The organism is Rhizobium sp. IY2 (genome assembly GCF_047532935.1).
Taxonomy (GTDB): Bacteria; Pseudomonadota; Alphaproteobacteria; order Rhizobiales; family Rhizobiaceae; genus Rhizobium; species Rhizobium anhuiense.
Genome location: NZ_JBLKNU010000005.1, coordinates 27,717 through 47,282, shown reverse-complemented (window position 1 = coordinate 47,282; position 19,566 = coordinate 27,717). Strand labels below are relative to the sequence as shown.

Here is a 19,566-nt window from a genome sequence, read left to right as displayed (position 1 = left end):
CCCAACCTCAGCAAACATAGGCGAGCGGGTAGGGCAGGGTGGGCGCGGAGATCACATCCATGTCGATTCCATAGATCTCCTGCAGCGTCTTCGGCGCGAGGATCGCGCTCGGTGTTCCGCTGGCAACCACGCCACCGCGTTTCAATGCGTGGATCCGATCGCAGAAACGCGCGGCCATGTTGATGTCGTGGAGAACGATGACGACGCTCCTTCCGCCCTCATGCGCCAAGCGTCGCACAAGTGAGAGCACCTCAATCTGGTGGGGAACATCGAGTGCCGCAGTCGGTTCATCGAGCAACAGGCAGCGGGCATCCTGAGCGATCAGCATGGCGATCCAGGCTCGTTGCCGCTCACCGCCCGACAGTGTTCCGACGATGCGATCGGCGAACTTCTCGATATGCGTTGCTTGAAGGGCCTCCTCGACTTTCCCTTCATCGTCCTTGGTGAAGCGGCCAAGCGCTCCGTGCCACGGATAGCGACCGCATCCCACAAGCTCGCGGACGGTCATGTCCGATCCGGTCGTGACATCCTGGGGCAGATAGGCGACCGAACGAGCGAAGGCGCGTTCGCTATACGTCCTCAGATCCCTGTTTCCGTAAGAGATCGATCCGGCGCTCGGCACGAGCTGGCGCGCCAGCATTTTGAGAAGGCTGGATTTGCCGGAGCCGTTGTGGCCGACCAGGGCCACGACTTCTCCGCCCGGAAATGTCAGGCTTACGTCGCTGAGAATTGCGTTCCCCTCGATCGAAAGGCCTATATTTTCGGCGACAAAAGTTTCGGCCGCTCGAGGCGGATCTTGCATCGGGGGGAGTATGGCCACGTGACATCCTTTAACCGGGTGATAGGTCGGTACTAAAGATGAGAGCAGCAATCAACTATTTTCGCTTCTTTCGACGCGGCTGCCCTGCTGCTCGTCACCAGCATGCGGCCGCACGCCTTTCGCCACTTGATCAGCCTGGTTTTTCGAAGGAAGAACCAGGCTGACAAGATGACCTTTGCGACGCCGCGCAAGGGTCCACGGCACTTGAACGGCAGGGGGCCTACGACAACGGTAAGGGTCACCACCGGAGTGTTCAAGTGACCCGGCAATCCGCTCAGATCAGCCCGTATTGTTCCGCCTTGTTGCGCAGAAATGGCAGGCCATTGCCCATGACCTCTTCCATATCGCGTGCAACGGGGCGCCAGACGGCCAGGCCATAGGCTACCTCAGGCGGCATGTTGATGAAGCTCTCCATGGCAAGTCCGCCCTTGAAACCGATTGCGGCGAGCGCGGCATAGATCGCATCCCACGGAATGTTGCCGTAACCCGGCGTGCCGCGGTCGCTTTCGGAAAGATGGATGTACTTCAGGTGGTCGCGGGCGATCAGGATGCCGTTGGCTGCGCCCTTCTCTTCGATATTCATGTGGTAGGTGTCGAGGTGGACGAAGATGTTATCCGCGCCGACACGCTCCACCATGTCGACGGCCTGCTGCGCCGAGTTGATCAGGTGGTTCTCGTAGCGGTTCACGGCCTCGACGCCAAGCTGAATGCCGTACTTCCTGGCGTGTTTTGCCGCGGCGTCGAGCACCTTGGCGATGTTGTCGTATTCGCCTTGCGTCGGCGGCACGCCGGTGCGCTCGCCGATGCCGCCGAAGATGACGCCGGACAGGGCTTCGGCACTCATTTCCGCGGTCTTTTCGATCGCAACCTTCAGATGCTCGATTGCCGCATCCGGGCGGATGGAGGCCCAGGCGTGCTCCGGCAGGCCGAGCGAGCAGACGGCGCGCAGCTTGTTCTTTTCAAGCAGGTCGCGAGTGTGTTTGGCATCGACGGCAGGCGCGTTGAGCAGCGCGATCTCGATGAAATCCATCTTGTAGTGCACGGCCCCGGCAATCGCCTTCTCGGCGCCTGCGCGGTCCCAGTTCATGGTCCACATGCTGGTGTGAACGCCGAAACCTTCCATGGTCGTATCTCCTATTTCACGATTCTGAGGAACTTGGCCGAGAGCCACCGCAGCACCATCACAACGATGAGCAGGATGCCCCAGACGGCAGTGGTGAGATGCTGGTTGGCGCCGAGCAGGTTGAGCCCCGAAGAGAGAAGCTGCAGCACGATGAGCGCCACGAAGACGGGCAGGACTCGGCCGAAGCCGCCAAAGGGATTGATGCCGCCGAGGAAGCAGGCGAGCACGGTGATCAGCAGATAGGATTCGCCGTGGCCGACGCGCACCGAATTGAAGCGTGCAAGCATGATGATGCCGGCAACCGCAGCCATCACCCCGGAGAGCATATAGACCAGCACCAGGATCTTGCGGGTGTTGATGCCGGAATAGCGGGCAGACTCGATATTGGAGCCGATCATGTAGGTTGAAAAGCCGAGCTTGGAGCGCGAGAGCAGGACGTGGCTGGCGATCACGCAGGCAATCAGGATCAACAAAGGTACCGGGATGCCGAGAATGCTGCCGTGGCCGATGGGAGCGATGAAGGTGGGGAAGCCCGAGATATCGCCGCCGCGCGTCAGGAACTCACCGAGGCCGCGCAGGAAGATCATCATCGACAGCGAAACGAGGATGGGGTGGGCGCGGGTAAAGGCGATGACGAGTCCCATGACCAGGCCGCTTGCCGCGCCGACGGCAAGCGCCAGAACCGAGCCGAGCAGAAAGGCGCCCGGACCGGCGTCGATGCCGCCATTGGCCTGCAGCGTCCAGGCGAGCGTCAGGCCGGCGATGTTGGCGGTGAAGGTGATCGCAAGGTTGAGGCCGCCGGTTAGGATCGGCATCAGCATCGCAAGCGTCAAGACGCCCAGCTCCGGAAGCTGAAAAGCGACCGATCCGAAGGTCGCGCCCGTCAGGAAATGGGGCGAAGCGAAACCGAAGACGACAAGCACCGCCGCCAGCGCGGCGAGGGGACCGGCCATGTCGGCGCCGAAGATGGCGTTGAAGCGGGCGGCGAGCGCGTTCATCAGCTCTCTCCCCTTTCTGCAGGTCTGTCACCGGTCGATTTGCGGGTGGCAAACACCGGCACCAGATTGCCGATGCGAGCGCTCGACAAAGTGATCGCAACGAGGATGATCGCGCCGACGATCATCTTGAAGGCGAAGGGCGAGACGCCCATCAGGTTGAGGCCGTTCTGGGTGATCGAGACGAGCAGCACGCCCAACACGCAACCGAGCACGGAGCCCTTGCCGCCGCCCAGCCGCGCACCGCCGAGCACCACTGCGGCCAGGACATCGAGCTCGCGGCCATAGAGTGCGTTCGGAACGACCTCCTGCGCATAATGCGCCTGCATCAGCCCGGCGATGCCTGCCACCAATCCAAGCCAGCCGAAGGCGATGAACTGCATGGCGCCGATATTGATGCCGAAGCGGCGCGCGCCTTCCGGATTGTCACCGAAGGCATAGAGCTGCCGGCCAGTCGTCGTGCGGGTAATGAAGAACCAGGTGGCGAGCGTGCAGACGACCATGACCACAACAGGCAACGTGATCTCAGCCCAGCTCCCATCGGCCATTTCGCGCTCGTAGATGATGACGCGGCTCGTCAGCCAGTCGGGCAGATTGTAGATCGACACACCCTTGGTGAAGAACATCAGCAAGCCGAAATAGACGTTGAAGGTTGCGATCGTCGCGACGATCGAGATGATGCGAAAGCGGTGGATCAGGAAGGCGTTGATCACGCCGAGCACGATGCCGATGCCGGCCGCAATCAGGAAGCCGGATATCCATCCACCCCCGCCGATCCGCTCGAGCGCAAGTGCAGTGACGTATTGCACGATCGAGGCGGCGACGGCGAAGGAGATGTCGATCCCGCCTGATATCAGCACCACGAGCAGGCCAACGGCAAAGATAATGTTGACCGCGCTGATATTGAGCAGGTCGAAGACATTGCCGAGCGTCAAGAAACGGTCGGTCATGAAAGCCAGGACAATGCTCATCGCGATGATGACGGCGATGAGCACGAATTCAGTCGTATGGGACAGGAACAGCTTACGCATAGACCGCCGCCTCCAGGTCCTTCAGTGTGGTCGCGCGCGGATCATGCCAGCCGGCGATGCGGCCCTTTTCCATATGGATGATCCGATCGGCGTTGAAATAGACCTCCGGCACCTCGTCCGAAATCAGAATGATAGCCAGCCCCGCCTCGGCGAGACGCGCAACGATTTCGAAGATACCGGCGCGTGCGCCGACATCGACGCCGACCGTGGGCGCATCGAGGATCAGCACCTTGGGATCGGTGGCGAGCCATTTGGCGATCGCGACGCGCTGCTGATTGCCGCCCGAAAGCGTCGAGATCGCATCGTCCTGCTTGCCGATCCTGACGCCGAGATCAGCGATCCAGCGCGCGACGAGCGAGCGCTTCTTTTCTGGCGAAATGAGCCGCCGGCCCAGGATGCGGTTGAGCGAGGCCATGACCAGATTGTCGGCGATGGATTGCGGCTGGTTGAGACCGAGAGAAAGGCGGTCTTCGGAGAGATAGGCGACACCTGATGTGATCGCCTCGCGGTTGGAGGCAAAGCGCACCGGCTTTCCCTCCAACACGATCGTTCCGGCGGCGGGCCGGCGCATGCCGAACAGCGTAAGCGCAAGTTCGGTGCGCCCCGAGCCAAGCAGGCCGGTTATCCCGAGCGTCTCGCCACGGCGCAGATCAAAGGAGATGTCGTCGAACTCACCAGGCCGGGAAAGCTTGCTGACCGAGAGCACCACCGGGTTCTGCGATACGTCGCGGGCGAGAACATTCTGGTCGAAGGTGCGCCCGGTCATCAGCTCGGTGATGTCAGACTGGGTCATGCCCTCCACCGGGTAGACCCCGACCAGCGCGCCATCGCGCAGCACCGTGATCCGCGAGGAGATATCCAGCACTTCCGCAAGGCGATGGCTGACGAAGACCACGGCAACACCCGAAGCCGACAGCGTGCGCACGATCGCCAGCAGATGGTCGGTCTCAGACTGGGTGAGCGAGGCGGTCGGCTCGTCCATGAAGACGATCCGGGCCTCTCCGACCAGCGCGCGGGCAATGGCGACGATCTGACGCTGCGCGATGGCGAAATCCTTGAGAGGCCTGTCGACGTCGAGGGTGACGCCAAGCCGGGCGAGCGCCTCCTCGGCTATTCCGCGGATCGCGGCATAATTGACGAAGCGCGGGCGCGAACCGGAAAGGGTCTGGAAGGCGATGTTTTCCGCCACGCTCATTTCCGGAAAGAGCGCGAGGTCCTGCCAGATGATCTGAATGCCGCGGGACTGGGCCATGCCTGGCGTCATGTGGGATATCGTCTCGCCGTCAAAGACGATCTCGGCGCCGTCTGCAGGCCGATAGACGCCTGATATCACCTTGATAAGGGTGCTCTTGCCGGAACCGTTCTCGCCGGCCAGGCAATGCACTTCGCCGGGCAAGACTTCGAAGGAGACGTTTTTCAGCGCCTTCACACCGCCGAATGTCATGTTGATGCCGCGAAGCGAAAGAAGCGGCGGGGCCTTCACACCATCATCCGTTGCCATGCTCATGCCGGTTGCCTGTCCAGTCGAATGCCATGAAAGGTCAATGGTCCAGCCATGGCCGGATACCGCTCTTTTCCCGAACGTCGGGCCGGTCCATGTCGACCGGCCCGACACCCGGGGAGGGGGCCTCTTCAGAGGCCCATTGCGGCCAGCTCGTCGACCGTATCCTTGTTGATCGGCAGCAGCTGATCGACGATGATGTCGTTGCCAACCGGCTTGATCACGCCGAGACCCGGAATGTCATCACCTTCCTTGACGCTCTCGCCCTTGATCAGGCGATCGGCGAGCGTGACGAAGACTTCGCCGGCCTGCTTCGGATTCCACATGAAGCCGCCCGATATCGCGTCGGACTTGATCAGCTTCTGGCCCTGGCCGGGCGAGAACGGACCGAGCACGAAGATTTTGCCCGTCTTGCGGCGTTCTTCGACAGCGCGCCCGGCGCCGATTGGACCCTGGCTGCCAAAGGCAAGGAAGCCTTTCAGATCCGGATGGGCGGCAATAAGGTCGAGCGCCGTCGAGCGGCTCTTGTCGACGTCTTCCGCGACGCCATAGCGATCGCCGACGAGTTTCATGTCCGGATAGTTCGCCTTGATATAGGCGATTGCGGCGTCCGCCCAGGCATTGTGCAGCGGGACGGTCAGCGAACCGACGAAGACGGCATATTCGCCCTTGCCGCCCATCTTTTCGGCGAGCAGCTTGCCATGGGCCTCACCAAATCCAGTCGACGATGCGAGCTCGAAATTCCAGTCGGCGCCCTTCTGCGAGGGCGATTCATGCGTAATGACCTTGATGCCGGCGGCTTGCGCCTTGGTGAACACGGGCTCGAGCACCTTGGCATCGTTCGGGACCACGCCGATGACCTTGACGCCCTGGGCGATCAGATCCTCGATGGCGCGCACCTGCAGCGCCGGGTCGGCACTGGTCGGGCCGATCATGAAGGCATCGACCCCTAACTTCTGGCCCTGTTCCTTGATGCCGGCTTCCATCGCGTTGAACCAGGGAATGCCGCCGATCTTGACGACAATGCCGACCTTCGGTGCGTCCTGTGCAAACGCGACCACCGCCCCGGCAAGCGACAGCGATGCGGCAAATGCCGCTACGATAAGGCTCCTCATCCTCACTCCTCCTCAAAGGTCGCTCATGCGAACGACGACCACCGGCCGGCTTCACGGCAGGTTGCTCCTGATTGTTTCATGGCGAGGGAATACCCTTGCCTCCCGTCTCGCCTCCTCCGGCGAACCATCCTGCACAATCGATCTTTCTTTTTTGCACAATCGATGGTGCAATAACTATCGATCAAGGTGGGGCTTTCGTCAAGAGGGGTTTGTTTCTAAGGGAACGATAGAGGAAAGGCTGGGAATGACGGACATCAGCAAGAAAAAGGCGACAATCTACGATCTCTCGATCCTATCGGGCGCGTCGCCTTCCACCGTGAGCGCCGTGCTGAACGGAAGCTGGCGGAAGCGGCGTATCAAAGAGGCGACAGCCCAGCTCATTCAGAAGCTGGCGAACGAGCACGGCTATAAGGCAAATCTGCAGGCGCGTGGCCTGCGGTCGTCCCGCTCCGGCCTCGTCGGTCTTCTCCTGCCGGTGCACGACAACCGCTATTTCTCCTCTATGGCGCAGTCTTTCGAGGCGCAGGTCCGAAGCCGCGGCCAGTGCCCGCTCGTCGTCAGCGCCTGTCGCGACCCGGAGGAGGAGCGGCAGGTCGTCGAGACGCTGATCTCCTATTCTATCGACGAGCTGTTCATCGCCGGCGCGACCGATCCGGATGGGGTGCACAAGGTCTGCGAAAAGGCGGGGCTGAAGCACGTCAACATCGATCTGCCGGGCACGCTGGCGCCGTCGATCATCAGCGACAATTATGAAGGTGCGCGCATGCTGACACAGGCGATCATCGAGCGCGCACAGGAGGATGGCCCGCTTTCGCCCGACGATCTGTACCTGTTCGGCGGCCGCAACGACCATGCCAGCCATGAGCGAATTCGCGGTTTCCGCGACGTAAAGCGCGCCCTGCTGGGCGCGGATCCGGACATCTGCATCCAGCCGACCGGCTATTCCCCCGCCATGACTGCCCGCGCCTTCGAAGCCTTCTACGAAGGCCACGGAAAGCTGCCACGCGCATTTTTCGTCAATTCCTCGATCAATCTCGAAGGGCTGATGCGCTTCCTCGCGCTGCATCCGCACGAGACCTTCGCCGATATCATCGTCGGCTGCTACGACTACGATCCCTTCGGCTCCTTCCTGCCTTTCCCCGTCTTCATGATCCGGCAGGATAGCGAGGCGATGATCACCAGGGGGTTTGCGATCCTCGATGCGGATCGCGGCCCGGCAATCACGCATCTGGTGCAGCCGACACTCGTGCCGCCGCGCACGGCGCTGATCGGCCCACTCGATGCGTTGAAGGATATCGAGTAATGCGTCCTGTCTCGTTCGAGGTGACGGCCCCGAATTCTTTGATGCCTGATCGCCAGACACGACGCCGTCATCACGTATTCAAGTCGCTATCAATCCCATCCGCTCGTCTCCCAGATCTCGTTCAGACTCGGGGAGAGTGACATTCCAACTTTTGCAGAAACAGGACGCTTCATCCTTGAACCCACCCCCGCTAGAACAATTTGCGGCATAAGCTGAATTATGGAACTTTCCTGAACTGGCTCAGGTTGGGAGCCGGACCGCTGTCCGGCTCTTTGCGATCTAAGCCGCCAGGACACCGCTCTTCTTTGCCGTCCACGTGGCGATGTAGTCCATCAGACCAGGCGAGAGGCAGTCATAAGGCGCAAGATCCAGCTCGGTGAGACGCTCACGGATTGCATCCATCTTCGAGGGGTCATAGCCAGCCTCGATGATTGAGGATACGAAAGCGGCAAATCCGGGTTCCGCCCATCCTTCTTCTTCGAAACGCTCAGGATGGACGAAGGATAAGCCCTTGAACGGATGATCCCGGTCCACCGGCCCATACATATGGATACCGCACTCCTTGCAGGCGTGTCGCTGGATGAGGGCTGTTGCGTCGACGACCGTGAGCTTATCGCCGTTCTCAACGACTTCCACGGCTTCCGTGGGTACCACTGCAACAATCGAGAAGTTTGCGCCTACCGGTTTCCAGCACTTGGTGCAGCCGCAGGCATGATTATGGGCGATATCGCCGTTGATCTTCACCTTTACAGGGTTCGTCGTGCACTCACATACGAGAGTGCCTCCAACGAACGGGCCGCCGCCCTTTTTCAATCCCCCATCGACATAAGGGTGTATGGTTGCCATTGCTTCTTTCCTCCTATTTGGCCAGACAACTGCGCCCGGCTTTCAGATCGGCAGGTGGCCGATCAGCGATTAGGCCGCTCGATTGGAACTCCGCTACAGTTCGACAGCGTAGTAGGTGAAGCCGCCTTCGTCCTTTCCGACACCAGAAATGGCTTCATTGATCCTCTCCAGCGGCCAAACCATCGGTGACATGACCGACATGTCGATGATCCCTGCTGCGACCATCGCCGCAATCTCCACCCCTTCTGCGGCCGTGAACCAAACCGAGCCGATCAATTCCATCTGCTCGTCCATCCACCATTTGACGTCGACGGGCAAAGCCCCAGACGTGCCGCCGATATTGACGACGCGCCCTCCCCGTTTGACGCCACCCATGGCGTCCAGCATGGAGTCGAGCGGCGCCTTGGCGCCGAGCGTATCAAGCATCAAGTCCGCGCCGCTCCCGTTAGTCTGCTCCTTGACGAAAGCTCCCGAGGATCCCTTCACGTTCGAGAACGTGACGATCCGGTCCGGCGCGATCGCTTTCAGCCGCTTAAGCAATGTCTCGCCCCTGGCCACGGCGTAGATTTTGGCAACGCCCATCGCCAATGCGAACAGCGTTGCACCCAAGCCTAGCGTCCCAGTGGCGCCGTTGATGATCAGAGTCTTGCCCATGAGCGGACCGCATTTTTTGAGCGCGGCATAGGAGGTGCCGAGATAGCCCATACGGGAACCCTGGACGAACGTCATATTGTCGGGGATTTTGATGACCTGAGCCTGCGGTGCGAGCATGAATTCGCCGAACCCGCCGTAAGGATAACGGGCGAACATATCCATGCTTTTTTGGTTGTAGCCGAAGTAACCGCCAAGCGTCCAATATTCGCAGGCCTGCGGCTTGCCCGAAGAACAATGATGACATGCACCACAGAAGCGGCCGGGATTCACGTACACCCTGTCGCCCGGCTTAATGCTGACCACTTGGGGACCGACCTCGTGAACCACTCCACTTGGATCGAGGCCATGAATCGCGGGCCGTGGCGGCAATGGCATCTGCGGATACCAAGTCTCCCAGTTGGCCAGAACGTTCGCGAGATTCGGAACCATTCCGCAGGCTTTCACGCGGACGATCACGTCACTTCCGGTGGCCTTCGGACGCTCGACCTCATCAATGCTCATCGGCTGACCCACGGCATGAAGCCGGGCGGCACGCATCAGTTCCATTGGTATTCCTCCCAAACTCAAAGATTGCGTCGTATTGACATCCTATATAGATTGTGAATACCGTTTAGTATCTGAAAAGGCAAGCGGGGAATGGCAACTATCCTCGCCGACCCGGCGGAGGCCGGCGTCAAGGAGGAGAAATGGATTTCGTTTTGGTTGACTGGCTCCGCATTCTCTGCGGCGTCTGGTTCATTCCGCATCTCATCGGCAAGGGCCTGCACTATGAGAAAGCCGGGAGTACATTCGAAGCGGCGGGTTTCAAGCCCGGAAGACTTTTCGTGGGCCTTACCATGGTTGCTGAGGCATGTGCCGCAGTGGGCATGACTTTTACTATCTACCCCAGGGTTGCAGCCGTCGTAGGTGCCTCGGTATTGCTCGGGGCCGGCTACGCGGTCGTGAAGATCAACGGCATGAACTGGCGCTGGCAGAAGATGGGGCCGGAGTATCCGATCTTCTGGGCACTCATTTGTCTGCTAACGGCTCTTGTATGATCACTGCATTTTGAGGTACGCCTCGGTGTCTGGATACGCGAGAACGGGAATTGCGAATGGCACGGCTGACACGTGAGCAAAGTCAGGCTCGAACGAAAGAGAAGCTTCTAGCGTCGGCGTATGAAGTCATGGCACGCTACGGTTACGCTGGGGCTTCGATTGAGCGGATCGCCGAGGAGGCCGGTTATTCGAAAGGAGCGTTCTATTCGAACTTTGCCAACAAGGAAGACATCTTCCTCCAACTCCTCGCCGGCAATGCCGGTGGCGACGTGGTCCAACTGACGGAACTTCTCGGGAAATGTGATGAGCCGATGGACCTCATCGACGTTCTCGCAACGTGGGCGAACAATCGCGGAGATGACCGCAAGTGGGGGATGTTGGCGATCGAGCTGCTGCGCATGGCACAGCATGATCACACGCTGGGAGATCGTCACATCAAGCTTTTCCGGGATCAATGGGAAGGCGTAGGTAAGATCCTCATCGACAAGTTGGATCTCGTTATGCAGCCTCCTGCGAGCCCATTCTATATCGGCGGTATCGTTCTCGAGCTCACCTATGGCGGTATTTCGAGCTTCCTCAAGGACGGAGCGCCTGGGGACATGGTCCGGGTCGTCTTGCGAGACATGTACCGCTCGTCGCGGGCAACCACGCCCGGCGTCCCTGCAAAAGCCTGACAGAGGCCATCTGCCGTCGACATGAGAAACGGGCGGCTATGCCTTAGTCGTCCCGCACGCACTTAACCTGTCAACATTCTGTCGATCGTCGAAGCTGCGGCGCTGCAGCGCTGCGGGGGGAAAGCACCCACATTGCGCCTATAGCAAGCTTGACATCTAAAAATTCAAAGACTAGGTTTCATTCAAAGTCTAATTGGTATGCGAAAACCATACGGTATTTAAGCTACAGACTGCGGCGACCGCTGTTGAGGAGCATGCGGGCTATGGGGGGATTATGAGCAAAGGTAAGATGACAGTGAGCTGTCGAAGCACGCAAGCCGGAGGCTAAGGCACCGGTTTTGTCGGCGCCGGGTGCCACGCGTCAGCGTGCTGGCGCTGCAGGATATACATCTCGCAATTCGGAAGACTTCGCATGTTTGGATTTGGCAACTCCCCGCAGGAGGCGCTGGCCGCGTCCCTGCTCGCCATGGTGCTCGTCGGCATTATCGCGTCGGGCCTGATGCGCTGGCGCCGCCTGATGCGCCCCACTGACCTCCTAATGCCTGCTGCATTGCTGGCAGCCTATTGGCTCGTCTACAACAAAGTGCCGGCTTTTCCACCTGTCGGGGCGGTCAACAAGGTATTCTATGTGATTGTTATCGGGACGGCAGTCGGGTTCGCGGTCGAGATCGCCGCCCAACGCGCGGTTCGAGTTGTGTCCCTTTTTCAGCCGGTGGCGGCCGCATTCTATATTGGCCTGCCCCGCTTGGGAGTGGCGACGTGGGAAGTGGCGGCAGCTGCAACGGCTGGCGTGGCTATAGTGTGGCTCGTCTTGGGCGGGGCGTCGGTTCGCGCGGAGGATGACGTAAAGCGGGGCGGCGTCGTTGCCATGCTCGCGCTCGGCTTCGCGCCGATTGCCCTTCTGGGTGCATCGTCCTCTTCGTTTCAGCTCTGTCTGATGCTCGTAGCAGGTTGCCTGGGAATTCTCCTGATACACATCATCAATCCCGTTTTCCGCTTTGGCGGCGCCTCGGCGACCGGCGCATTGGGTGGACTGATTTCCGTCGCTTACACCGTGGTATTGATCACGCGCAAAGCCGATCCCATCGCCATCGCGATCCTCGGCCTCTGCGTTGTGCTGCCAGTGTTCTCGGAGGGTATCTGCCGGCTGCTTGCTGTATCTCGGCAGTTTCCGCGCCTTTTCGTCCATATCGCCCTGGCTGCGCTTCCGGCCGCGTTGGCGGTCGTTGTCGCGTTCCTGGACTATGGATCGAGTTTTCCAGTTTAACATGAGGAGGAGAATGAAAATGAAATACAGACTTGCAGCTTTGTTGCTTTCGATGGCGTCGCTCGCCGGAACAGTGTCGCCCGCCTGGGCCACCAAATTCGACATCGACCCGGTCCATTCAGGGATCGCGTTTTACATCGATCACCTCGGCTTCTCGAAAGTGATTGGCGTCGCGCAGGAATTCTCAGGCGCTTTCGAATTCGATGCCACGAAGCCCGAGGGAAGCAGCCTTGATGTCAAAGTCGCGGTCGGTTCGATCTCGACGAACAACAAGCAGCGCGACGGCGACATACAGGGCGCCGATTGGTTCAATGCGACGGAATTTCCGGAAATCACCTTCGTCGGCAAGGAATTCAAGAAAACCTCCGACACCACGGGACAAATTATTGGCGACCTAACCATTGCCGGGGTCACCAAGTCCGCTGCCCTGGATGTCAAGTTCAATAAGGAAGGCCAGAACCCGTGGGACAAAAGCCACGTGGTCGGCTTCAGCGCGACAACCAAGGTGAAGCGGAGCGATTTCGGCATGAAGGCAGCGCTCGGAATGATCGGTGATGAGGTCGAGCTCGTGATTCAGGTGGAAGGCCGCGAGCACCAAGGCTGATCAAACAATCCGGACCGTAGAGTCCCTTCCCGAAAGGATACCGTCGCCACAAAGCGACGGTATTTTTCCGTATGGGCGCAACCCTTATGCCGTCCGGCCTGGGATAGGCAGCCGAGTTGGTTTTTCCGACTTCTCAGATACTTTTTGGTATGCAAATACGAAATGGTATGTTAACGAGAGATAGCGCTTGCTGGAAGGCAGGGATAAAGCCGTTAGCGCGCATCGGGAGGATCTTTACATGCGTTCGTTTGCAGTCCTCGTTTGTGGTGAGGCCGCGCCGCCAAGCTCGACCGTATCCGGAGTGACAACGGCCGATCAAAATCTCCCTCATTCATCTGCGACGTAACACTCGCACTCAGGCCGCGCCGCGGCAAATTTCGTAACAATCGAAAGGAAACCCATGGACGTTCGCGCCGCCGTTGCCGTTCAGGCCGGAAAACCGCTCGAAGTGATGACCGTGCAGCTGGAAGGGCCGAAGGCCGGCGAAGTGCTGGTCGAGGTCAAGGCGACGGGCATCTGCCACACCGATGATTTCACCCTGTCGGGCGCCGATCCGGAAGGCCTCTTCCCCGCCATCCTCGGCCATGAGGGTGCCGGCATCGTCGTCGATGTCGGTCCGGGCGTCACCTCGGTGAAGAAGGGCGATCACGTCATTCCGCTCTACACGCCGGAATGCCGCGAGTGCTATTCCTGCCTGTCCCGCAAGACCAATCTCTGCACCTCGATCCGCGCCACCCAGGGCCAGGGGCTGATGCCGGATGGCACCAGCCGCTTCTCGATCGGCAAGGACAAGATCCATCACTATATGGGCTGCTCGACCTTTTCGAACTTCACCGTGTTGCCGGAGATCGCCCTTGCCAAGGTCAATCCCGACGCCCCCTTCGACAAGATCTGCTACATCGGCTGCGGCGTCACCACCGGCATCGGCGCGGTCATCAACACCGCCAAGGTGGAGATCGGTTCGACGGCGATCGTCTTCGGTCTCGGCGGCATCGGTCTCAACGTGCTGCAGGGCCTGAAGCTTGCCGGCGCCGACATGATCATCGGCGTCGATATCAACAGTGATCGCAAGGAATGGGGCGAAAAGTTCGGCATGACCCACTTCGTCAATCCGAAGGAGGTCGGTGACGACATCGTGCCCTATCTGGTCAACCTGACCAAACGCAACGGCGACCTGATCGGCGGCGCCGACTATACCTTCGACTGCACCGGCAACACCAAGGTGATGCGCCAGGCGCTGGAAGCCAGCCATCGCGGCTGGGGCAAGTCCATCATCATCGGCGTGGCCGGCGCCGGCCAGGAGATCTCCACCCGGCCGTTCCAGCTGGTCACCGGCCGCAACTGGATGGGCACCGCCTTCGGCGGCGCCCGCGGGCGCACCGACGTGCCGAAGATCGTCGACTGGTACATGCAGGGCAAGATCCAGATCGATCCGATGATCACCCACACCATGCCGCTTGATGACATCAACAAGGGCTTCGAGCTGATGCATTCCGGCAAGAGCATCCGCGGCGTCGTCGTGTACTGACAAATCGCATTATGGGGAGTGACATGTTTATAGGTTCGCCACGAGAGCGGTTCGAGGGGGAAGCACGCGTCGCGATGACGCCGGACAGCGCCACCCAGCTTCAGAAACTCGGATATCACTGTGCCATCGAAACGGGCGCCGGCAAACTTGCCGGCTTCTCCGACGACGCCTATCGCGCAGTTGGCGTTACGGTCGTCGACAGCATTGACGCACTTTATGCAAGCGTAGACGTCATCGCTCAGGTGCGGCCGCCCGAAGCGAACGACCTAGCAAGGCTTTCGGCAAGCAAGACGCTGATCTCCTTCTTCTATCCTGCGCAAAACAAAGAGCTTCTCGAGCAGGCGAAGACGACCGGCGCAAACGTGGTTGCCATGGACATGGTGCCGCGCATTTCGCGCGCCCAGAAGATGGACGCGCTGTCTTCCATGGCCAACATCGCCGGCTATCGCGCCGTGATCGAGGCCGGCAATAATTTCGGCCGCTTCTTCACCGGCCAGGTGACCGCGGCCGGCAAGATCCCGCCAGCCAAAGTTCTGGTCATTGGCGCCGGCGTCGCCGGTCTGGCCGCCGTCGGCACCAGCATCTCGCTCGGCGCCATCACCTATGCATTCGACGTTCGACCGGAAGTGGCCGAGCAGATCGAATCGATGGGTGCCGAATTCGTCTTCCTCGACTTCAAGGAACAGCAGCAGGACGGCGCGGCGACGGGTGGCTATGCATCGCCGTCGAGCCCCGAATTTCGCGAAGCGCAATTGAAAAAGTTCCGTGAGATCGCGTCGGACATCGACGTCGTCGTCAGCACCGCGCTGATCCCGGGCCGCGACGCGCCGAAGCTCTGGCTTGCCGACATGGTCGCCGCGATGAAGCCGGGCTCCGTGGTCGTCGACCTTGCGGCGGAACGCGGCGGGAATTGCGACCTGACTGTTCCGGATCAGAAGATCGTTTCTGAGAACGGCGTCACCGTCATCGGCTATACCGATTTCCCGAGCCGCATGGCCGCGCAAGCCTCGACCCTCTATTCGACGAACATCCGCCATATGATGACGGACCTGACGCCGAAGAAGGATGGCGTTCTCGTCCATAACATGGAAGACGATGTTATTCGCGGAGCCACTGTGGCGTTCCAGGGCGAGATCACCTATCCGCCACCGCCGCCGAAGATCCAGGCGATTGCAGCCCAGAAACGACAAGAAAAGCCCAAGGAGTTGACGCCGGAAGAACGGCGTGCAGCCGAAGCTTCCGCCTTCAAGTCGGCAACGCGGCAGCAGGTCGGCCTGCTCGTCGTCGGCGGTGTTCTCATGGCGCTTATCGGCGCCTATGCACCGTCGGCCTTCATGGGCCACTTCATCGTCTTCGCGCTTTCCTGCTTCGTCGGCTTCCAGGTCATTTGGGGTGTTAGCCATTCGCTGCATACGCCGCTGATGGCCGTGACCAATGCGATTTCCGGGATCATCATCATCGGTGCGTTGCTGCAGGTCACTGCAGGCGGCTGGCTGGTGACCGCCCTTGCCGCCGTTTCGGTGGCGATCGCCACCATCAACATCGTTGGCGGCTTCATGGTCACGCGGCGCATGTTGAACATGTTCCAAAAGTCGTGACGCCAGCCCGGGGTATAGAACTATGTCTATCGGTATCCAGACCGCGGCTTACATCGCCGCATCCGTTCTCTTCATCCTTTCGCTCGGCGGTCTTTCCGGTCAGGAAAGCGCCAAGCGCGCCGTATGGTACGGCATATCAGGCATGGCAATAGCCGTGCTCGCGACCATTCTTGGGCCGGGCGTGGGGCTTTCCGTCGTCCTGAGCACCATGCTCGTCGTTGGTGCTGTCGTCGGCACGTTGTTGGCACAGCGCGTCGAAATGACCGGCATGCCGCAACTCGTGGCGGCGCTACACTCCTTTGTGGGCCTCGCTGCGGTACTGATCGGCCTCAACTCCGACATGACGGCACATGAGTTCGCCTCCAATGCGGAAAAGATCATCCATGAAGTGGAAATCTTCCTTGGCGTGTTCATCGGTGCGGTAACCTTCACCGGCTCGATCATCGCCTATGGCAAACTTTCTGGCCATATCGGCGGCAAGGCACTTATCCTGTCCGGCCGGCACATATTCAATATCCTGATGGTGCTCGGGTCGTTGGTGCTGATGATCGGGTACATGAATGGCGCAGGTGCATGGACCCTCTACCTGATGACGCTGATCGCCTTTGTCATCGGCGCTCATCTCGTCATGGCCATCGGCGGCGCCGATATGCCGGTCGTGGTTTCGATGCTCAACTCCTATTCCGGCTGGGCGGCCGCGGCGACGGGCTTCCTGCTCGGCAACGACCTGTTGATCGTTACCGGAGCGCTTGTCGGCTCGTCGGGCGCGATCCTGTCCTACATCATGTGCAAGGCGATGAACCGCCAGTTCCTGTCGGTCATTCTCGGTGGCTTCGGCAATGCCTCGGGCCCGACGATGGTCGTCGAGGGTGAGCAAGTTGCCATCGATGCCGAAGGTGTTGCCGCAGCGCTCAACGATGCCGACTCGGTGATCATCGTTCCGGGTTACGGCATGGCGGTTGCGCAGGCCCAGAGTGCGGTTTCGGAACTCACGCGCAAGCTGCGCGCCGCCGGAAAGCAGGTGCGCTTTGCGATCCATCCGGTCGCAGGTCGGCTGCCCGGCCACATGAACGTCCTGCTGGCGGAAGCAAAGGTCCCTTACGACATTGTATTGGAGATGGACGAGATCAACGACGACTTCCATGAAACCGATGTCGTCATCGTCATCGGCTCGAACGACATCGTCAATCCGGCGGCACAGGAAGATCCGAACTCGCCGATCGCAGGCATGCCGGTCCTCGAGGTCTGGAAAGCCAAGCAGGTTTTCGTCTCCAAACGCGGCCAGGGCACCGGCTATTCCGGTATCGAGAACCCGCTGTTCTTCAAGGAAAACACCCGCATGTACTACGGCGACGCCAAGGAGTCGGTCAACGGCCTGCTTCCGAAGCTGGCCTGAGAGCTTGATGATCTCCGCTTCCGACTGGAGACATTTTCTCAAAGAAACATGTGCGCGCCAGCCGTAAGCCCGTCACGGCAGGCTCGCCCTTGTGCGCTCGGCCCCTCCCAAATTCGTCCGACCATGACCATGCGATAGCGAAAGCGGCAATCGACATATGGATACGGGTTGCGCGACAAAGGATTTGGGAGCAGGGCCGCTGGCGATCTCGAAATCTGGCCCGATTGAGGGGGGCGGACCGCCTCCCCAGTCGTCAGAGCGCGATAGCGCTAAGACGGGTACGCCCACATGCGGTTAAGGCGGCTCGAACGGTCTACCCTGGATGGCGAAGTATGGCACAGGGCCAATTGCAGGCTGAGCCGATCGAATAAAGGGATGTTGGGTCGTCAGGTTCGTCCGCCGGGCATTCACTCGTTAGCCCGGCAGCATTGGCAAATAGTCCTCGAGATCCGCCCGTGATGCGAGCGGATCTATTGTTAATCTTCGGGGGCGATGCGAACGACGATTCCACTGAGAGTCTCGTCAAAGGGGATCTGACAGGAAAGCCGCGAGTTCTCTTGGCGGTAGTCGGAGCCTTCCAGCAACTCACTCTCGTCGATCGAGGGCTCTGCCAGAGTTGCGGTCTTCGGTAGCTCCTCGACGTAGAGGTGGCAGGTGGCACAGGAAAGGCACCCGCCACACATTGCGAGCAGCTCATCAAAGCCCGCGCCTCGGATGTTCTCCATCAGCGAAGCGCCCACCCTTCCCTCGAAACTATGCAGCTCTCCATCCCGCGTACGCACTGATATCATGGACATTTTTTCCTCCACTTTCATTCGGGCCTCGAATGCCTCACAGCACTTCTGGGCCAAGTTCCTTGAGTTGTTTCGATGTGTCCGCCAAGGCGTCGCGGTCGATCCTCGCTGAGCTATCGACAAGCTTTCGTCCTTGCACGTAGTCTCGGGATGCATTGACGCAATCGAGGGCCAGAACCGCCCCGTCCTTCAGATAAATAACGCTGAAGCTCCGACTGGAGGGATTGCCGCGCGTCACCACGCTGTCAAAGCCGTAGTTGAGACCGATGGTCTGCATTCTCAAATCGTATTGATTGGACCAGAACCAGGGCGTTGCATCGTAGGGCTTGAGTTCGCCGCAGATCGCCTTCGCGGCAGTCGTCGCCTGATCCGTCGCGTTTTGCACAGATTCAATGCGAATGCCGCGGCCATGTCTAAGCCGGGCGCAGTCTCCAATGCAGTAAATGTCCGGCAGGGATGTCCGGCATAACTCATCGATATCCACACCGTTTAAGCCTTCCGCGCCCGCCTCGGTCAGTGGGCCGGCCGAAGGGACAATGCCTATACCGACCACGACGATATCGGCTGGGATCTTCTCGCCGGTCGCAAGCACCACGTTCTTGACGCGGCCGTTGGAACCTTCCAGCGAACCGACACCGCAGTTGAGGCGGATGTCGACGCCATGTGCGCGATGCTCGGCTTCGTAGAACCTCGATACCGTTTCCCCGGCCACGCGCGCGAGTACGCGGTCGAGCGCCTCGACCAAAGTGACCTCCTTGCCGATCTCTCGGAACACGGCTGCCGCTTCGAGACCGACATAACCGCCGCCGACGATCACGATCCTTTCGGCGTCGGGAAGGCCTTCGACGAGCGCGTCGCAATCTGCCTTGTTGCGTATATAGCAGATTCCGGCCAACTCGCTGCCTGAGCAGGAAAGCTTCCTCGGTTCGCCACCGGCCGCCCACACGAGCCTGCCGTAGGAGAAGCGTTCGCCCAGGTCGGTGACGACGACATGGGCTGCCGCATCGACGGTGGTCACACGCCTGCCCAGCATCAGTTCCACCTGCCGGGAGGTCCAGAAGTCCCCCGGCCTCAGATGCATCCTTTCGAAGGATTTCTTGCCTGCGAGATATTCTTTCGAAAGCGAAGGGCGGTCGTAGGGAACTTCCGCCTCAGCGCCGATCAGGGCAATGCGTCCGGTGAACCCGGACTGCCTGAGCGCCGCCGCTGACTGCGAGCCGCCATGTCCGCCGCCGACGATGATGCAGTCGAAGAAGCCATTGTGATGCTCCTGCGTCATT

General features: G+C 60.2%; 18 protein-coding genes. 8 read left to right on the top strand and 10 right to left on the bottom strand.

The window, feature by feature from the left end; genetic code table 11:
- Positions 1-7 precede the first annotated feature (7 nt).
- The 6 genes from ACMUVN_RS18015 to ACMUVN_RS17990 form a co-directional block, all read right to left on the bottom strand.
- The gene (locus ACMUVN_RS18015; RefSeq protein WP_414815386.1) at positions 8-802 is read right to left on the bottom strand and encodes an ABC transporter ATP-binding protein; all 795 of its coding nucleotides are present in this window, start codon (positions 800-802) and stop codon (positions 8-10) included.
- Positions 803-1,094: 292 nt separating this feature from the next.
- On the bottom strand, positions 1,095-1,943 hold the full coding sequence (locus ACMUVN_RS18010) for a sugar phosphate isomerase/epimerase family protein (protein WP_047613837.1): 849 nt from the start codon (positions 1,941-1,943) through the stop codon (positions 1,095-1,097).
- Between the two features lie 11 nt (positions 1,944-1,954).
- Positions 1,955-2,941 carry an ABC transporter permease gene (locus tag ACMUVN_RS18005; protein WP_047613839.1) on the bottom strand — a complete coding sequence of 329 codons (987 nt, stop codon included), beginning with the start codon at positions 2,939-2,941 and terminating at the stop codon, positions 1,955-1,957.
- Positions 2,941-3,969, bottom strand: a complete 1,029-nt coding sequence (locus ACMUVN_RS18000) for an ABC transporter permease (protein WP_414815353.1) — start codon at positions 3,967-3,969, stop codon at positions 2,941-2,943. The genes ACMUVN_RS18005 and ACMUVN_RS18000 overlap by 1 nt, the downstream gene beginning before the upstream one ends.
- Complete coding sequence (locus ACMUVN_RS17995) at positions 3,962-5,476, bottom strand: sugar ABC transporter ATP-binding protein (protein WP_132574759.1); 1,515 nt, start codon at positions 5,474-5,476, stop codon at positions 3,962-3,964. The genes ACMUVN_RS18000 and ACMUVN_RS17995 overlap by 8 nt, the downstream gene beginning before the upstream one ends.
- 125 nt (positions 5,477-5,601) lie before the next feature.
- Positions 5,602-6,585, bottom strand: coding sequence for an autoinducer 2 ABC transporter substrate-binding protein (locus ACMUVN_RS17990; protein ID WP_132574757.1), 984 nt, complete (start codon positions 6,583-6,585; stop codon positions 5,602-5,604).
- Between the two features lie 244 nt (positions 6,586-6,829).
- Between ACMUVN_RS17990 and ACMUVN_RS17985 the strand changes: the two genes are divergently transcribed.
- Positions 6,830-7,888, top strand: a complete 1,059-nt coding sequence (locus ACMUVN_RS17985) for a LacI family DNA-binding transcriptional regulator (protein ID WP_047616954.1) — start codon at positions 6,830-6,832, stop codon at positions 7,886-7,888.
- 279 nt (positions 7,889-8,167) lie between these two features.
- Here ACMUVN_RS17985 and gfa read toward each other — a convergent pair whose 3' ends face one another.
- Positions 8,168-8,734 carry an S-(hydroxymethyl)glutathione synthase gene (gene gfa / locus ACMUVN_RS17980; protein ID WP_132576144.1) on the bottom strand — a complete coding sequence of 189 codons (567 nt, stop codon included), beginning with the start codon at positions 8,732-8,734 and terminating at the stop codon, positions 8,168-8,170.
- A 93-nt stretch (positions 8,735-8,827) separates the two neighbouring features.
- Positions 8,828-9,934, bottom strand: a complete 1,107-nt coding sequence (locus tag ACMUVN_RS17975; RefSeq protein ID WP_063473983.1) for an alcohol dehydrogenase catalytic domain-containing protein — start codon at positions 9,932-9,934, stop codon at positions 8,828-8,830.
- Positions 9,935-10,074: 140 nt separating this feature from the next.
- On the opposite strand from ACMUVN_RS17975, the gene ACMUVN_RS17970 reads away from it, so the two are divergent.
- From ACMUVN_RS17970 to ACMUVN_RS17940, 7 genes are all read left to right on the top strand, one after another.
- A complete protein-coding gene (locus ACMUVN_RS17970; RefSeq protein WP_097543269.1) occupies positions 10,075-10,425 on the top strand; it encodes a DoxX family protein in 351 nt (116 codons plus the stop codon).
- 56 nt (positions 10,426-10,481) lie between these two features.
- The gene (locus ACMUVN_RS17965; protein WP_063473981.1) at positions 10,482-11,099 is read left to right on the top strand and encodes a TetR/AcrR family transcriptional regulator; all 618 of its coding nucleotides are present in this window, start codon (positions 10,482-10,484) and stop codon (positions 11,097-11,099) included.
- A 412-nt stretch (positions 11,100-11,511) separates the two neighbouring features.
- Positions 11,512-12,366 (top strand): hypothetical protein, encoded by an 855-nt coding sequence (locus ACMUVN_RS17960; protein ID WP_132576146.1) that lies wholly within the window; start codon positions 11,512-11,514, stop codon positions 12,364-12,366.
- A gap of 19 nt (positions 12,367-12,385) precedes the next feature.
- Complete coding sequence (locus ACMUVN_RS17955) at positions 12,386-12,970, top strand: YceI family protein (protein ID WP_097543267.1); 585 nt, start codon at positions 12,386-12,388, stop codon at positions 12,968-12,970.
- A 400-nt stretch (positions 12,971-13,370) separates the two neighbouring features.
- Complete coding sequence (locus ACMUVN_RS17950) at positions 13,371-14,498, top strand: S-(hydroxymethyl)glutathione dehydrogenase/class III alcohol dehydrogenase (protein ID WP_132576148.1); 1,128 nt, start codon at positions 13,371-13,373, stop codon at positions 14,496-14,498.
- A 23-nt stretch (positions 14,499-14,521) separates the two neighbouring features.
- A complete protein-coding gene (locus ACMUVN_RS17945; protein ID WP_132576150.1) occupies positions 14,522-16,096 on the top strand; it encodes a Re/Si-specific NAD(P)(+) transhydrogenase subunit alpha in 1,575 nt (524 codons plus the stop codon).
- 22 nt (positions 16,097-16,118) lie between these two features.
- Positions 16,119-17,492, top strand: coding sequence for an NAD(P)(+) transhydrogenase (Re/Si-specific) subunit beta (locus tag ACMUVN_RS17940; protein WP_132576152.1), 1,374 nt, complete (start codon positions 16,119-16,121; stop codon positions 17,490-17,492).
- A gap of 476 nt (positions 17,493-17,968) precedes the next feature.
- Here ACMUVN_RS17940 and ACMUVN_RS17935 read toward each other — a convergent pair whose 3' ends face one another.
- Positions 17,969-18,307: a 2Fe-2S iron-sulfur cluster-binding protein gene (locus ACMUVN_RS17935; RefSeq protein WP_246714031.1), complete on the bottom strand. Its 339-nt coding sequence runs from the start codon at positions 18,305-18,307 to the stop codon at positions 17,969-17,971.
- A 16-nt stretch (positions 18,308-18,323) separates the two neighbouring features.
- Positions 18,324-19,565 carry an FAD-dependent oxidoreductase gene (locus ACMUVN_RS17930; RefSeq protein WP_132576154.1) on the bottom strand — a complete coding sequence of 414 codons (1,242 nt, stop codon included), beginning with the start codon at positions 19,563-19,565 and terminating at the stop codon, positions 18,324-18,326.
- Between the last annotated feature and the right edge of the window lies 1 nt (position 19,566).